A 15,323-nucleotide genomic window follows, 5' to 3' on the forward strand; every position below is an offset into this window, starting at 1 on the left:
ATGTTTACTCGAATATACTAATGTAAAGCTTATGTAACAATGGGTTAATTATACCTTAGTGTAAGTTTTCCCAAGGCGAGTACAGTCACGGCCATCATGTTTGGCTTGATATAGCCCTTCATCGGCACGACGAACAATGGAAATAAGTGTGTCTTGTTCATTGAGTTCTGCTACCCCAACGCTAATTGTTAGGTGCAGATGTTCATCGGTGAATCGGTGTTTCGCGGTAGCCGTTCGAATTTTTTCAGCCAACTCAACAGCGCCTTCAGCGTCGGTATTTGGCGCAATAATCATAAATTCCTCGCCACCCCAACGGCCTAAAATATCTGTGGCACGTATTTTCTCGCGTAACAATTCGCTTAACTCAATAAGCACTTGGTCACCGACAAGGTGGCCATAGCTATCATTCAGTACTTTAAAGTGATCAGTATCCAGAATTAAAACTGAAAGCTCTGTGTTGTGGCGCTGAGCACGCTGAACTTCGCTGTCAAGCACAGCGTCTAGATGCGAACGGTTATGAAGTTGGGTCAGTCCATCGGTAATGGCAATGCGTTGTAACTCTCCATTACGTTCTTCTAAAAACGCATAAGCTTCCGCGCGGGACTTTTCATAATGGCGGGCAATGGTTAACACCGCAAATAATGCACAAGAAATATTAAAAAAAGCGGGTAAGTTAATCGCATAGCTAGGCCAGGCGTTAGCCGACCAGACAATATAACCAATGGTTAGCAGCAAAAATGGTACGGTAACTTGCAGGCCTCGGCGTATACCGAGCAAGAAGAACGCGATGGTCGGCACCATGCTTAACCAAATAAACGCGTAATTACGCCCTTGGGTTAACGCAACATAGATAACCATAAACACAATAATTGTGCCGGTTAGCCAGTTAGCACTGCGCTCTAAATTCAGATTGCGCCGAAGGTCGGTTTGAATGCCTAAAATAACGCCAAAAACCGCAAGGTTGGCTGCGGCAACAGTGTAATAACCGAACAAGGTCAGGTTCAGAATGACAAAAATGCCGGAATACAGCTGTAATATAAGCAGCAAGCTTTGCATCAATCGAATACGCCAATAGCGCGGGTCTTGTCGTTCAAAAGGGTGGTTTATAATCCACCACCCTTTTTTAAGCAAAGCTTGCCAACTCATACATTAATTACCGTTGTTATTATTTTAAGTTTTCGGCATGCGGCAGTTCGTGAGCTGGCGCTTCTTTGTTACCTTCGACTAAGAAGTGCTGCATCCAACGCATTAAACGCATGGAATAATCTAACTGGGCGGCAACGCGGCGATTACCGTGTCCTTCACCTGGGTAAAGCACTAAACGCACAGGTACATTACCATGAGTTTTCAAATAGCGGTATAGCTCCATAGACTGGCTCGGGTGTACCCGCGTGTCTTCTTTGCCGTGCATAATAAGAATTGGCGTGCGCGCTTTTTCTGCATGGTAAATCGGGCTGCGCTCTAAATACCACTGCCACTTTTCCCAAGGGTAGCTGCGTGCATGTACGGCGTGCATTTCTTTGGCAATGTCAGTGGTACCAAACTTAGAGATATTGTCACTAATACCGACAAACATGACGCTTGCGGCAAAATGTTCAGTTAAAGCTGTGGCTGCCCAAGCTGAGGCAAAACCGCCATATGAACCGCCAGTAATACCCACTTTAGCGCTGTCGACCAAGCCAATATCAACCAAGTGCTTTTTGGCGTCAACTAGGTCATCAAACTCTTTACCAGCGTAGTCGTTTTGGCCGAGCTTCGAGAACTCAACGCCACGGCCAGTACTGCCACGGTAGTTTGGGAAGAATAGGGCATAACCTTGCTGCGCAGCATATTTTACTGGGCTGCCGTAACGATCAAGCCAGCCATTGCTGTAATGCGACTCGGGGCCACCGTGCACAACCATCATGAGTGGATAGCGTTGGCCTTCTTTGTAGTCGGTAGGGTAAACGACAATGCCTTCAAGCGTTAAACCATCGCGCGCTTTGTAACGCATGGTTTCTTGACGCGGCATGGTAATATCGGCTAACCATGGGTTCGAGTCAGTCATGCGGGTAATGCGGTCGCCACTAATGCGAAACAGTTCAGTAGGATGCTCAGCGCTGTGGGCACGAACCAAGACGTCGCTTTTACCTGCGGCAACGTCAATGTCAACGGCCACTAATTTGCTTGGCTCCATGATTACGCGACTTTCAAACCACTGCATGGTTAAAGCTTGTACTTCACTCTGTGTGCCGCGGTGGCCAAGCCAAATCAGTTCGTCATTGCGACGCCAAGCAATGTCTTGTACATGACCCAAATAATCAGGCAGTACATCTTTACGCTCATTATTTTTGTTAGTGTCATAAACGTACAAGCGACCATCGGCTGGGTCGTTATAATCAGCCGCGCCGATCACCGCTAAGTAACGGCCATCGGGGGAAAACTCAGCTTTACCGAGTTTACCAACTGACTCAAACGCTGAAACTTGTTTACCATTTAGGTCGAGTAACTGGTATTGGCTACTCATATAGTTGTCGTCAACTAAAGCAGTTGGTGCAACGCGCACTAAAAGTTGCTCATGACCAGGGCGAAACGCAACCGATAATACTTGTATGTCGCTAGTAATTTTTACTGCACTGGCATCGGCCTTTTGGGTGTCATAAAGCCATAAGTGAGTAAATTCATGTTGCTCTTCGTAAACCTCGGCCTTGAAACCTTTTTTGGCAAGCTTCGATTTAGTTTCATCGGCTTTTTCGCGGGCACGAAACGCAATGTAACGGCCATCGTTGCTAATAGCATAACTGCTAATTGCGGCGTCGTGGCTTAATACCAACTGCGCTTCACCGCCCGTGGTAGACATTTTATAAAGGCTGGTGTGCTTCGCGTCACCGCGCTTGGCTAAGAAGTAAATTGTTTGGCCGTTAAAACTGACAGCGCCTAGTGACTCTTTACCGGTAATGAACGGCACGCTTTGGTTGGCGCCGTTGGCCACATGCAGCTCAATATACGAGCTACCGTCTTCATCAACATAAGGTGTGCGAGGCACCACTCGGGTAAATGCTGCTAGCTCGCCATCCGCCGCTAGAGCAGCACTATTGATTGATTTGACGGTGACTGTTTCGGTTAACGTAATGTCGCGCGCTAGCGCTGGGAATGCAGTCACTGCGGCAACTAACAAGATAACTAAGTTGCGTAACATACTAAACTCCTCTTATAAATTTAATTCAGTTTACCAGTAAAATTATTGACTTCCCACGAAATATAGCCAATCTGTTAACAACATTTCAGCAACGGGCAAGCTATGAACGATCAACTACTCATCGGTGGCATTCTAATAGGCGCGCTGGTTCTCTTTGTATGGGATCGCTGGCGCTATGACTTAGTCGGAATGTTTGCCTTGCTGGTTGCTGCAGCGCTCGGCTTGGTGCCCGCCCAAGAAGTGTTTTCTGGCTTCGGCAATGCGGCGGTTATTACCGTTGCCGCTGTGTTAGTGATTAGTCATGCGATGTGGCGTTCCGGCGTGGTTGATGCGTTAGCTTCTTTAATGAAGCGTGCTGGCGATAAAGCTTGGGTTCAAATGATCGCGTTAACCAGCGTAACAACCTTTTGTTCGGCGTTTATTAGTAACACGGGCACTATGGCGATTATGATCCCCGTAGCCTTACAATTGTCGCGCAGTGGTATCGGGCATGCGTCCCGAGTGCTCATGCCTATGGCCTTTGGCTCGTTATTGGGCGGCACCATTACTATGATTGGTACGCCGCCAAATATAATCATTGCCGATATTCGGCATGAAACTATAGGCGAAAGCTTCGGTATTTTTGACTTCACGCCGGTGGGACTTAGCTTAGCAGCGATTGGCTTAGTCTTTATGTGGCTGACTAGCAAATGGCTGGTACCGAAAACGAAGAGCCGTGATGCCGCCAACTCGCCTTACGATATGAGCTCTTATATAACCGAACTGTGGGTACCAGAGTCAGCCGGTTTCGTTGGGCAAACCTTGTATGAATTAGAATCAAAAATAAAAGAGAACTTTGCGGTAGTTGCGATAAAGCAAGGTAAATCGGTTACCACAGCGCCCCCTAGGTACTATCGAATCAAGGCAGAAGACGTGTTGATTGTTGAAGCTGATACAGACACGTTACAACAGATTATTGACGCAACTGGCTTCGAATTAAACGCCGACGAAGAGCTTGCTGAACGTTTCCTGGTGTCTGACGAGGTGCAAGTAGTGGAGGGGGTTGTTGGGCCTGACTCAAGGTTAATTGGCCGTTCAGCCGCGGACTTGCGCTTGCGCCATCGCTTTGGGGTGAATGTTCTTGCGGTTGCGCGCCAGGGGCAGCCGGTTAAACCAAACTTAGCAAATATTCGATTCAAACCTGGCGATGTGTTGCTACTGCAGGGCGACGCTGAAATACTTACCGATGTGTTTCGTCGCTTCGGCTGTTTCCCATTAGCCCAGCGTAGCATGCGGATTGGCGGCGAGAAGAAATTGTTTACCCCATTAGCTATTTTTGCTGCAGCCATACTGACCAGTGCGCTTGGTCTTTTATCTGTGCCAGTTGCTTTCACGGCCGCAGCCGGAGCTATGGTGCTCAGCAACATTATCCCATTGCGCGAACTTTATGAGAACGTGGACTGGCCTATTGTTGTTTTATTGGGCGCCACTATTCCGCTAGGCGGAGCATTGGAGCGTAGTGGTGCGGCTCATACTTTGGCGGAATGGGGGTTATTAATAAGCAACGATGCGCCAGTAGCTGTTGCGTTAACGGTGTTGTTGGTTGTCACCGTTGTATTATCCAATATTGTGAATAATGCAGCGGCAGCGGTACTCATGGCGCCCATTGCGTTAAACATGGCGTCGTCGTTAGGAGTGTCTGCTGACGGTTTTTTAATGGCGGTAGCAGTAGGGGCGGCATTACCATTTATTACCCCAATTGGGCACCAGTCAAATATTCTGGTTATGGGGCCGGGCGGTTATGCATTTGGCGACTATTGGAAGCTAGGCCTGCCCTTAACGATTGTACTCATTGCAGCAGCTGTGCCGCTTATTCTTTGGTTTTGGCCGCTAGCCGCGTAGCCTCAGCACCGCGCGCAACAATGCGTAACTGCGATATGGTTTGTTCGGTTAAGCGTTGCTTTTCTTTACTATCAGCGTCAAGCGCGTCGGCACCTGCACTAAAAACAATGCGCACAATAGCGTCTGCTTGTAGCTCTGCAAGTTCACGCGTAAATTTCTGCTCAGCAACTAAATAATCTACGAGCTCAGCGGTAAAATGCTCAACTTCACGCGTGACAGCCAACCTGAAATCCCGCGAATTCCCTGACTTTTCTTGCAGTAAAAGGCGAAATATCGCGGTGTTATTACTGACAAACTCCATAAAAGTGGTCACCGATGCCCGAATAATCGAACCGCCTTTGGCAATCTGCTGGCGCGACTGGCGCAGCAATTGGCGCAAGGTTAAACCGCCTTCATCAACCAGTGTTAACCCGAGTTCTTCCATGTTTTGGAAGTGACGATAGAACGAGGTCGGTGCAATGCCGGCTTCGCGCGCCACTTCACGCAAGCTCAAACTGGCGTAGCCATGCTCGGCACTCAATTGGTTCATGGCCGCTTGAATAAGGGCTCGACGAGTTTTTTCTTTTTGGGCAGCACGAATACCAGCCATGTTCTAGCAACTCTTTTTGTAAGTTGTGGTCGAACGAATTATGTCAGTGAACGCTTGTTCACGCAATTCATCGTTTTTTACATGAAAGTACTTGCACCTAGTGCTGGCCACATGTAAATTGAGCGAACACTTGTACTCTGAATTACATTGGAGGCAAAAGTGTCAGATTATTTATTTAGCAATTTGAGTTGATTTATATGTCCTTACGCGAAAGCTCAGCAGCCGCTGAAAAACCCCCTATTATTTGGCTAAACACCTTGGTGTTTGCTATCACGTTTTCAGTTGCCGCTATTGGTGTGCCTGTATATGCGTTCACACATGGCTTTTCCGCCGGTTTGATTACTGCGCTGGTGGGAACCATTGTCTTTGCCGGTATTTCAATCACCGCGGGCTACCACCGGTTGTGGGCCCACCGCACCTATGACGCCCATTGGTCACTGCGCATTTTATTCGCCCTTGGCGGTGCGTTGGCGGTGCAAAACAGCGCACTGCATTGGTCGTCTGATCACCGCGAGCATCACAAGCACGTTGACGACAACGACAAAGACCCGTATTCGGCTAAGCGTGGATTTTGGTATTCGCATATTGGCTGGATGCTGCGTGAATACCAAGCGTCGCGTTACAGCAACTACGATAACGTGAAAGACCTTCAAAAAGACCCTGTGGTGATGTGGCAGCACCGCAACTACTTGCTGTTAACCTTGCTCACGACCATTGGCTGGCCCGTAGCTATTGGCTTGATGTTAGGCGACGTGTGGGGTGCAGTGATTTTGGTTGGTTTTGCACGTTTAGTCATTAATCACCACACCACCTTCTTCATTAATTCGTTGGCACACATTTGGGGTAAGCAAACTTACACCGACCGCAACACTGCGCGTGACAACGGTTTTCTGGCTTTATTGACGTTTGGCGAAGGCTATCATAACTACCATCATATATTCTCAGCCGACTATCGTAACGGTATTCGCTGGTGGCAGTTTGACCCAACGAAATGGTTGATTCGTTCATGTTCATGGTTAGGCCTTACCCGTAACCTGAAGCGTACAAACGGCTACCAAATTGAAAAAGCACGCCTTGAAATGCAGTTTAAAAAGGCCACCGAACAAGCTCAAATTTCGTGTGAAACCACATTGGCGAAGTTGCATGAAGAGTTTGATGTGCTAGTAGCAAAATTGCGCGAATATTATCAAGTACGCAAACAATTGCTTGATATAAAAACCAAGGCATTAGCGCAAAATGTTCACGTGCCAACGGTTGCTGAACTGCATGAAAAAGCTGAAGCCGTGCGCAACGCGCTCAATCACCATAAGCGTGAGTTTTCACAAATGCTGGCGCGCAGCCTGCAAGGGCCGAACGCCGCTTAGTATCGGCCAAATGCCGTCGTTAATAGAGCGCAATAGAGCACGCAGTTATCTGCGTGCTTTTTTATTCCTCTAATTCCCACACAAAAGAATGTGGAAAGCTTGGTAGGTTTTCCGCGGTGTTATTTTTTCGTGCTTCACTCACCGCCTGCGCAACCTTATTGCGGTAATCGGCAAGCTCAAACCATACTTCGATAAAACGCTCGGAGGGTTGCTGGCCGCTCTCAACGTACGCTTGCAGCAACGAACCCGCTACCGCGTAGGCTTCGCGTAAGCGCGTTGCTTGCTTGGCTTCATAGGCGGAAATTTGTTGCAGCACTGGTGCTGAAAAGTCATCATCTTGGCTAAATTCTTGGTCTATAAAATAACTCCAGTAGGCCTCAGAACTTTTGCTTTTAGCATTCATCCAGTCGTGAAAATCAATGCGGTTAACAATGTCGCCACTGTTCGGCTCAATAATCAGCACCGTGGGAGTACCGAAGTAAATGGGTAAGCCAAATTGATTGGCAACATCAAAGCCTGCGGCAAAATAGCCGGTATTCACTATTGCCACTTCGTAGCGTTGCTTAACTGCGGCGTATAAGCTGGGTTCGGAAAGCTGAGTAGCTAGTGCCTGACTGTCTTTGCACCAGGTTGCACCAAGTACCACTAATAAGTGCTTATGGTTGGCTTTGGCCAGTTCTCGCGTAGCAATAACGTGTTGTAGGTTTGCTGAGTTTTGCTCGAAAGCAAAATCCGGGTTAATTTGTGGAGCAGTTTCACAAGAAGCGGTAGTGCAGGAAAAGCTCGGCGTGCTCGCCAATAAACCCGCGCACGTAAGTCCAACAATGAGTGTCGCTTGAATACTTCGAATAAACATTGGGTAGTTCGCCTTCTGCAACAGAACACATCAAGACAACGCTGCGCATAAGTTTTTAGGCATAAAGTTTTATGCAAAAATTAAGGCGCAGCGTGTAAGTAATCGCTTACTTCTTGGCTTTAGCAAAGGCTTCAGCCAGCGCTGATCCCATAGCTGAGTTCATCGGTGCCTGGCCACCTGACTGACCACCCGCTTTTCCACCTTCTCTTCCACCTGAACGTGAACCACCTTGGCGTGGCCCTTTGGCTTTGCCGCTTTCCGGTCTATTACCAGCCGCTTTGGCTGGGGCGGCGGTAGGCTCATCACTTAAGCGCATGGTTAAACTAATACGCTTGCGCGGTACATCCACTTCAAGCACTTTCACTTTCACTATATCGCCGGCTTTGACAATTTCTCGCGGATCACTCACAAACTTGTCAGCCAAAGCAGAAACATGAACCAAGCCGTCTTGATGCACGCCAATATCCACAAAAGCACCAAACGCCGCCACATTGCTCACCACGCCTTCAAGCGTCATGCCGGGTTTCAAATCTTTAATGTCGTCCACACCGTCTTTAAAGCTAGCCGTTTTGAACTCAGGACGCGGGTCGCGGCCCGGTTTATCCAATTCGCGCAATATGTCCTGCACCGTCGGTAAACCAAATTTTTCATCAGTGAAATCGCCGGCATTTAATCCGCGTAAAAAGCTCGAGTCGCCAATAAGCTCAGCCACCTTGCGATCGTGTTGCGCGGCCATGCGCTCAACCACCGGGTAGGCCTCAGGGTGTACCGCAGACGCATCAAGTGGCTGTTCGCCATTCATAATGCGCAAGAAGCCGGCGGCCTGTTCAAATGATTTTGGCCCCATGCGAGCCACTTTAAGAAGTTGCTGGCGGGTCGCAAAACGGCCGTTGCTGTCACGGTGCGCGACAATGTTTTGGGCTAAGGTTTTGCTTAAACCAGCCACGCGCGCAAGCAAAGCAACTGAAGCGGTATTAATATCCACACCAACAGCGTTTACACAGTCTTCAACCACCGCATCAAGGCTATGTGCCAACTGCGCTTGGCTTACGTCGTGTTGGTACTGGCCAACACCAATTGATTTTGGCTCAATTTTTACCAGCTCAGCAAGCGGGTCTTGTAAACGACGTGCAATAGACACCGCGCCACGAAGTGACACGTCAAGATCTGGGAACTCCTGAGCCGCTAACTCAGACGCTGAGTACACCGAGGCGCCGGCTTCGTTCACAATCACCTTGCTGGCTTTAATTTCAGGGTTGGCTTTCAGCATTTCACCCACGAGCTTGTCGGTTTCGCGCGAGTAGGTGCCGTTGCCAATCGAAATCAATTCAACTTTGTGCTGTTTGCACATACCTGCAAGTGTGCGCATGGCCTTGTCGACTTGATTCTGCGGTTGAAATGGAAACACGGTGTTGGTGCCCAGTACTTTACCGGTGTTATCTACCACCGCAACTTTAATACCAGTACGCACACCAGGGTCAAGGCCCATGGTTACTTTGGCGCCGGCCGGTGCGGCCATGAGCAGGTCTTTCAAGTTATTGGCAAATATTTGAATGGCGTCGGTTTCTGCGCGTTCACGTACAGTGCCGAATAGCTCGGTTTCCATGTGCAGCAAAATTTTAATACGCCAGGTCCATTGCACGGTTTGCTGCATCCAGGTGTCCGCAGCACGGCCTTGGTCTTGCCAGTTTATGTGGGCAGCAATAAGTTGTTCGCCGTAACTACGCGCTTTGGGGTCATCTTGTTGCGGGTCGGCATCAAGCTTCAACTGCAAAATGCCTTCGTTGCGGCCACGGAATAGGGCAAGAGCGCGGTGTGACGGTATTTTCTTAACTGCTTCGCTAAACTCAAAATAGTCGCGATATTTCGCGCCTTCGGTTTCTTCTCCGCTTGCGACCACACTCGAAATATTCGCGTTATTCCATAAATAATCACGAACTTTCTTCAATAATGCCGCATCTTCGGCGAAACGCTCCATAAGAATAAAGCGCGCGCCATCTAACACGGCTTTCTCGTCGGCAAAGCCGGCGTCAGCATTGATGTAGTTAGCGGCTGCTTGTTCTGGAACCGTATCTAAGTTGCTAAAAAGCGTGTCCGCTAGTGGCTCTAAACCCGCTTCAATGGCAATTTGGCCTTTGGTGCGGCGCTTCGGTTTGTAAGGTAAATATAAGTCTTCAAGCTCGGTTTTTGACTCGGTGGCAGTAATCGCCTGCTCAAGTTCGGCTGTTAATTTCCCTTGGTCGCGAATACTGGCCAAGATCACCGCGCGGCGGTCTTCAAGCTCACGTAAATAAGTTAAACGCTGGGCTAAATTACGTAATTGGGTGTCATCTAAACCACCGGTTACTTCTTTTCGGTAACGGGCAATAAAAGGTACTGTGGCACCGTCGTCCAATAGCGCGATAGCAGCTTTTACTTGCTGCGAACTGACCGCTAACTCGTTCGCGATTTGCTGAGTAATCGAGCTCATAGCTTCTCTCTTTGGTTCTGGAGTTTCTGTTCGGTTTAAAAAAAACGGGCTCAAGTATATCAGGGCGTTTTGCGAATGTGCGCTTTTGTGCGTTAAAAAGCGGTTAGCTAAGCTGAAGCCTTGGTCAGTTGGTAACTGATATCGGTTACAAACCAAAGTTGAGAGCCGGTTGGGGTGCGTACCACAAATTCGTCATCAAGCTGCTTACCCAAGGCGGCGCGTGCCATGGGCGCATCAATAGATATCACGTCATTGCGTTGATAAATCTCGTCGGGGCCAGCGATGGTGAAAGTTTTCTCCAGACCTTGTTCGTTTTCAACGGTCACGGTTGCGCCAAAAAACACTTTGCCGTCTTGTTGTGGCGAATAATCAACGATTTTGAGTTGTTCTAAACGCTTGCGCAAAAAGCGAATACGTTTGTCTATTTGCCGTAGTTTCTGCTTATTGTATTTGTAATCGGCGTTTTCACTACGGTCGCCTAGGCTGGCTGCCCAAGCGACTTTTTCAGTGGTTTCACGGCGCTCTACGCGCCACAAATGGTCAAGCTCGTTCTGTAATTTCAAATAGCCCGAGCGACTAATTAAATTGGTTTTCATACTGCTTGGCTAATTTCTTCTACCGATGACACCGGAATAAGAAGCTCTCGTGTGCTTGTACTCAACCAAATCATGGGGGTCCACAAGTCAACTTTGAGTTCCGGCAGACGAAACACATGAGCGAGGTCGATAACTGGCAAAATTTGGCCGTGAATAGATACCACCCCCGCAATATTGGCTGGGGCGCCCGGCAGCTGCGTTGGTAGTAGCATGGGTACAACTCGTAAAACGTGCTCAAGTGGGACAGCGTACTGTTGCGCAGCAAGATGAAAAGGCAGCACAGATATCAATGTATTTCCTTTATGATGAACCTAAATGGATTCTTATTTTAATGCTTGCTGATTTAGCTAAGCTTAGCTTAAAAGTTGCAATTCTCAAGAAAAAACTGGTATCTCGCGCTTAAACTAACTACTTTAAAACTATAAACTTTTATGGCGCGAAAGCGGGCAGGTAAGTCATGCAGCAGCGAAAACAGCAAGACATTAAACAGCGCAATTGCATTACTGTGCACAGCGATCAAGGTCGGCCCGTGGTTTTTGGCCATGGATTTGGTTGTGACCAACTCATTTGGTTGCCGGTTATTGGTCAGTTGCCCAAAAGTGTGGCGCCCATTACGTTTGACTTCATGGGCTGCGGTCGCTCTGACTTCAGTGCTTATGACAAAGAAAAATACGGCAGCTTCAATGGCTATGTACAAGACTTAATTGATGTTATTGAAGCGTTAAATCTAGGTGCCGTTGATTATATTGGCCATTCGGTGGCCGGTATGATTGGCATGCTAGCTGCAGTGAAACGGCCCGATTTATTTAAACAAATCATTGCTATTGGCCCTTCGCCAAAGTATCTAAACGATGCCGATTACCAAGGTGGCTTTGAACGTGAAGACATTATTGATTTGTTGTCGATGATGGAGCGCAATCACTTTGAGTGGGCCGGCTACCTAGCCCCGATTGTGATGGAAAATAGCCAACGCCCTGAATTGGCAGAACAGCTGCGTAAAAGCTTCGCAAATTCAAACCCGGAAATATCACGCCGGTTCGCAGAAGTACTATTTTTATCGGACAATAGGGAGCACCTAAAGCACGTACCGGTTCCTGTGACCTTAATGTACTGTGCTGTGGATGTGATTGTTCCAGTTGGCGTTATAGAATACATGGCGGCACAAATACCGCACAGCAAAATGGCTGAGCTGAATGCCGCGGGGCACTATCCGCATGTCAGTTCACCGCAAGAAGTAAGTCAGGCAATAATGGCGATTTTATGATGGACAAGAACGCGTGGGTTGAGCAAGCCCCCGTCGGGTTACTGGCTATTCATGGGGATAGCACAATTACCCACATTAATACCATGCTATTGAAACTACTAAACTATGAGCGCGAAGAGTTAATTGGTCAGCCGATTAATTTGCTGTTTGCCCGCTCAGGGAAATTATTTTTTCTCACCCATGTATTTCCGTTGCTGCAGCACCAAGGCCTGGTTGAAGAAATGTATTTGCGGTTGCGAGACCGCGATGGCCATGACATTCCCGTATTAATTAATGCCAGCAAAGTTGAGGACAGCAAAGGAGCCCCGCGCTTCTTGTTTGCCATGATGCCCATTCAACGACGCTTTATTTTCGAAGACCAACTGGTTGAAGCGCGCAAAGAAGCTGAACAGGCGCTCATGGCTCAGCGCGAGGCGACTGATGCGCTACAGTCAGCGCGTGAAGAGCTAGAAGAAAAGCAAGCACAGTTGCTGCGTTTGAACGAGCAGCTGCAGCGCCTTGCCAATACTGATGAGCTAACCCAATTAGCGAACCGCCGTAGCTTTGAAGAGCAATTGGAATATCAACTGGCTTTGCAAAAACGGCAAAGTGGCCGTGCCGGATTGATGCTACTTGATATTGACCACTTTAAGAAAATTAATGATCTGCATGGCCATGGTTGCGGTGATGAGGTGCTGTGCAAAGTAGGTAAGCTTCTGCGTGAACTGATGCGTGAGGTAGACACAGCGGCGAGGATAGGCGGTGAAGAGTTCGCGATTATTCTGCCGGGTGTTGATGAGCAAGGCTTGCAGACTGCTGCCGAGCGTATCCGTAAGAAAATCGAGTCGACGCGCTGGCGTCATGGCTCTGTAACCATGAGTGTTGGAGTAACTATGGTACGTCACGATGATAGCCGTGAGGCAGTCATGCAACGTGCTGATCGCGCCATGTACCAAGCTAAGCGACAAGGCCGAAACTGCGTCGAAATAGCCTGAAACCTTTCGTTACAAGCCGTTGTTGGTAAACTAAATTATTTCGCCCTATAGTGGCATTATGAACTTGTTTGAATAAACTGAGCACGTCAACAATGAGCCAAGAAACCTTTAAAATATTAGTGGTAGATGATGATGCGCGTCTGCGCAGTTTGCTGGAGCGCTATTTGCATGAGCAGGGGTTTTATGTGCGCTCAGCTGCGGAAGGTGAGCAAATGAACCGCTTGCTTGAGCGGGAAAATTTTCACTTGATGGTGCTAGATTTAATGCTGCCAGGCGAAGACGGGCTGTCGATTTGCCGCCGTTTGCGCCAACAAAACAATGATATCCCTATTGTCATGTTAACCGCCAAAGGCGACGAAGTAGACCGCATCATTGGTCTTGAACTTGGCGCCGACGATTATCTTGCCAAACCCTTTAATCCGCGCGAGTTGCTGGCCCGAGTGCGCGCTGTGTTGCGTCGCCGTGGGAAAGAAATACCCGGCGCTCCAACCGCTGATGACCAAGAAATTACCTTTGGCGAATTTCGCTTAAATTTGGGCACCCGTGAAATGTACCGCGGCGATGAACCGATGCCGTTAACCAGTGGTGAGTTCGCGGTATTAAAAGCGCTGGTCACGCATCCGCGTCAACCAATGTCGCGTGACAAACTCATGAATCAAGCCAGAGGGCGCGATTATAGCGCCTTAGAACGAAGCATTGATGTGCAGGTATCGCGCTTGCGTCGCATGCTGGAGGCTGATCCAGCGAATCCGCGCTACATACAAACCGTTTGGGGTCTTGGCTATGTGTTTGTTCCCGACGGCAAGGGTGCCGACGTAAAAGCGACCAGTTAATGCGACTTTTTCCGCGCTCCGCGTTTGCTCGTACCGTTGCATTGATAGCGGTACTGCTACTTATTAACCAACTCGTGTCGTATGTGATGGTTGGTCTGTATGTGGTGAAACCAAGTATGCAACAGGTGAGTAGCGTTGTGGCGCGGCAAGTACAAGGCATTTTAGCGCTTGATCAGTGGCTGTCTGAAGTTGAACTTGATGCTGAACACCAGCAACGTTTAGTTGAGCGCTACACGCAAGCAACAGGTATTCGCGGTGTTAATGTTGAAGACGCCTTAGACCAAGGGCTAGCCAATACCACAACTTATAATTTTCTATCCGCACAATTGTCAGATTTATTGCAAGCTAATACCGAAGTGCGTATTTCGCAAGGTGACGTTTACCGCGTGTGGCTGCGCACCGAAAACCTACCGGGCTATTGGCTTACCCTAGAACTTGATAGTTTTGATGAAGCGCGCTTCTCACCATTGCTGTTTTATTTGGTACTCATTGGCGGTCTGAGTGTGTTGGGGGGCATGGTTTTTACCAACTGGCAAAACCGCCCATTAAAATCACTTGAGGCTGCTGCAAAGCAGATTGGTAGCGGTGAATATCCGGATGCTTTGGCTGAACGGGGCTCAACTGAAGTGATTGCGGTAACGCGAGCTTTCAACCAAATGAGCCAAGGCGTCAAACAGCTAGAGCAAGACCGTGCGTTACTGATGGCTGGTATTTCGCATGACTTGCGCACGCCGCTGACTCGCATCCGTCTTGCGACCGAAATGATGCCGCCAGCCGAAGATTATTTGGCCGAGGGTATTATTAGTGACATTGATGATATGAACTCGATTATTGACCAGTTTATTGATTATGTGCGCAGTGACACCTCGGCAGACAACGAACAACAGAACTTAAATTACTTGGTCGAAGACGTGGTGGCTCATGTGCCAGACTCATGGCACTCAAAAATTGAAGTGATTTATAACGACATGCCGAACGTGCCGGTACGTGAAATTTCGATCAAGCGAGTACTGCTGAATTTGTTAGAAAACGCCGAGCGTTATGGCCATCACAAAGTACTCATAGAAACGGGCTACGACACCGAACGCCGTATGGCGTGGTTTAAAGTGTGCGACGATGGCCCAGGTATACCGGCTGCCGAAGTGGAGCACCTAATGCAGCCCTTTACTCAAGGTGATAAAGCACGCGCTATGAAAGGCTCTGGCCTTGGCTTGGCCATTATTAAACGTATTATCGAACGCCACCATGGCCGTGTATTACTCGGCCAAAGCGAACGCTTGGGTGGGCTGTGTGTGCGCGTTGAACTGCCGGTTTAGCG

14 protein-coding genes are annotated in these 15,323 nt (G+C 48.5%); 7 read left to right on the forward strand and 7 right to left on the reverse strand.

Annotated elements, in window-relative coordinates; translation table 11 throughout:
• Positions 1–48 precede the first annotated feature (48 nt).
• Both BM334_RS00590 and BM334_RS00595 read right to left on the reverse strand, forming a co-directional pair.
• The gene (locus BM334_RS00590; RefSeq protein ID WP_092836486.1) at positions 49–1,146 is read right to left on the reverse strand and encodes a GGDEF domain-containing protein; all 1,098 of its coding nucleotides are present in this window, start codon (positions 1,144–1,146) and stop codon (positions 49–51) included.
• A 19-nt stretch (positions 1,147–1,165) separates the two neighbouring features.
• Positions 1,166–3,178 carry a S9 family peptidase gene (locus tag BM334_RS00595; RefSeq protein WP_092836490.1) on the reverse strand — a complete coding sequence of 671 codons (2,013 nt, stop codon included), beginning with the start codon at positions 3,176–3,178 and terminating at the stop codon, positions 1,166–1,168.
• A gap of 102 nt (positions 3,179–3,280) precedes the next feature.
• On the opposite strand from BM334_RS00595, the gene BM334_RS00600 reads away from it, so the two are divergent.
• A complete protein-coding gene (locus tag BM334_RS00600) occupies positions 3,281–5,059 on the forward strand; it encodes an SLC13 family permease (protein WP_092836493.1) in 1,779 nt (592 codons plus the stop codon).
• Here the strand turns inward: BM334_RS00600 and fabR are convergent.
• Positions 5,028–5,648 (reverse strand): HTH-type transcriptional repressor FabR, encoded by a 621-nt coding sequence (gene fabR, locus BM334_RS00605; protein ID WP_092836496.1) that lies wholly within the window; start codon positions 5,646–5,648, stop codon positions 5,028–5,030. The genes BM334_RS00600 and fabR overlap by 32 nt on opposite strands.
• Positions 5,649–5,845: 197 nt before the next feature.
• Here fabR and BM334_RS00610 point away from each other — a divergent pair, with 197 nt between their 5' ends.
• A complete protein-coding gene (locus BM334_RS00610; protein WP_092836499.1) occupies positions 5,846–7,012 on the forward strand; it encodes an acyl-CoA desaturase in 1,167 nt (388 codons plus the stop codon).
• A 61-nt stretch (positions 7,013–7,073) separates the two neighbouring features.
• On the opposite strand, the gene BM334_RS00615 is transcribed toward BM334_RS00610, so the two are convergent.
• The 4 genes from BM334_RS00615 to BM334_RS00630 all read right to left on the reverse strand — a co-directional run bounded on the left by BM334_RS00615 (position 7,074) and on the right by BM334_RS00630 (position 11,215).
• Positions 7,074–7,868: a thioredoxin domain-containing protein gene (locus BM334_RS00615; RefSeq protein ID WP_092836502.1), complete on the reverse strand. Its 795-nt coding sequence runs from the start codon at positions 7,866–7,868 to the stop codon at positions 7,074–7,076.
• 106 nt (positions 7,869–7,974) lie between these two features.
• Entirely contained in the window at positions 7,975–10,338 is a 2,364-nt protein-coding gene (locus BM334_RS00620) for a Tex family protein (RefSeq protein ID WP_092836505.1), read from the reverse strand.
• A 107-nt stretch (positions 10,339–10,445) separates the two neighbouring features.
• Positions 10,446–10,934 (reverse strand): transcription elongation factor GreB, encoded by a 489-nt coding sequence (gene greB / locus BM334_RS00625; RefSeq protein WP_092836508.1) that lies wholly within the window; start codon positions 10,932–10,934, stop codon positions 10,446–10,448.
• Complete coding sequence (locus BM334_RS00630) at positions 10,931–11,215, reverse strand: chemotaxis protein CheW (protein ID WP_177214990.1); 285 nt, start codon at positions 11,213–11,215, stop codon at positions 10,931–10,933. The genes greB and BM334_RS00630 overlap by 4 nt, the downstream gene beginning before the upstream one ends.
• On the opposite strand from BM334_RS00630, the gene BM334_RS12670 reads away from it, so the two are divergent.
• From BM334_RS12670 to envZ, 5 genes are all read left to right on the forward strand, one after another.
• Complete coding sequence (locus BM334_RS12670; RefSeq protein WP_177214988.1) at positions 11,173–11,337, forward strand: hypothetical protein; 165 nt, start codon at positions 11,173–11,175, stop codon at positions 11,335–11,337. The genes BM334_RS00630 and BM334_RS12670 overlap by 43 nt on opposite strands.
• Positions 11,338–11,391: 54 nt before the next feature.
• Complete coding sequence (locus BM334_RS00635) at positions 11,392–12,198, forward strand: alpha/beta fold hydrolase (RefSeq protein ID WP_092836514.1); 807 nt, start codon at positions 11,392–11,394, stop codon at positions 12,196–12,198.
• A complete protein-coding gene (locus BM334_RS00640; protein ID WP_092836518.1) occupies positions 12,195–13,172 on the forward strand; it encodes a sensor domain-containing diguanylate cyclase in 978 nt (325 codons plus the stop codon). Before BM334_RS00635 ends, BM334_RS00640 begins: the two co-directional genes overlap by 4 nt.
• A gap of 92 nt (positions 13,173–13,264) precedes the next feature.
• Positions 13,265–14,005 (forward strand): osmolarity response regulator transcription factor OmpR, encoded by a 741-nt coding sequence (gene ompR, locus BM334_RS00645; protein WP_092836521.1) that lies wholly within the window; start codon positions 13,265–13,267, stop codon positions 14,003–14,005.
• Positions 14,005–15,321, forward strand: a complete 1,317-nt coding sequence (gene envZ, locus BM334_RS00650; RefSeq protein WP_092836524.1) for a two-component system sensor histidine kinase EnvZ — start codon at positions 14,005–14,007, stop codon at positions 15,319–15,321. The genes ompR and envZ overlap by 1 nt, the downstream gene beginning before the upstream one ends.
• Positions 15,322–15,323 lie beyond the last annotated feature (2 nt).

It is taken from the genome of Pseudidiomarina donghaiensis, assembly GCF_900116895.1.
Lineage (GTDB): Bacteria > Pseudomonadota > Gammaproteobacteria > Enterobacterales > Alteromonadaceae > Pseudidiomarina > Pseudidiomarina donghaiensis.

Excerpts from the sequence above, each read along its gene's own strand:
- BM334_RS00590 (WP_092836486.1), bottom strand. The coding sequence starts at position 1,146 with ATGAGTTGGCAAGCTTTGCTTAAAAAAGGGTGGTGGATTATAAACCAC.
- BM334_RS00595 (WP_092836490.1), bottom strand. The coding sequence starts at position 3,178 with ATGTTACGCAACTTAGTTATCTTGTTAGTTGCCGCAGTGACTGCATTC.
- BM334_RS00600 (WP_092836493.1), top strand. The coding sequence starts at position 3,281 with ATGAACGATCAACTACTCATCGGTGGCATTCTAATAGGCGCGCTGGTT.
- fabR (WP_092836496.1), bottom strand. The coding sequence starts at position 5,648 with ATGGCTGGTATTCGTGCTGCCCAAAAAGAAAAAACTCGTCGAGCCCTT.
- BM334_RS00610 (WP_092836499.1), top strand. The coding sequence starts at position 5,846 with ATGTCCTTACGCGAAAGCTCAGCAGCCGCTGAAAAACCCCCTATTATT.
- BM334_RS00615 (WP_092836502.1), bottom strand. The coding sequence starts at position 7,868 with ATGTTTATTCGAAGTATTCAAGCGACACTCATTGTTGGACTTACGTGC.
- BM334_RS00620 (WP_092836505.1), bottom strand. The coding sequence starts at position 10,338 with ATGAGCTCGATTACTCAGCAAATCGCGAACGAGTTAGCGGTCAGTTCG.
- greB (WP_092836508.1), bottom strand. The coding sequence starts at position 10,934 with ATGAAAACCAATTTAATTAGTCGCTCGGGCTATTTGAAATTACAGAAC.
- BM334_RS00635 (WP_092836514.1), top strand. The coding sequence starts at position 11,392 with ATGCAGCAGCGAAAACAGCAAGACATTAAACAGCGCAATTGCATTACT.
- BM334_RS00640 (WP_092836518.1), top strand. The coding sequence starts at position 12,195 with ATGATGGACAAGAACGCGTGGGTTGAGCAAGCCCCCGTCGGGTTACTG.
- ompR (WP_092836521.1), top strand. The coding sequence starts at position 13,265 with ATGAGCCAAGAAACCTTTAAAATATTAGTGGTAGATGATGATGCGCGT.
- envZ (WP_092836524.1), top strand. The coding sequence starts at position 14,005 with ATGCGACTTTTTCCGCGCTCCGCGTTTGCTCGTACCGTTGCATTGATA.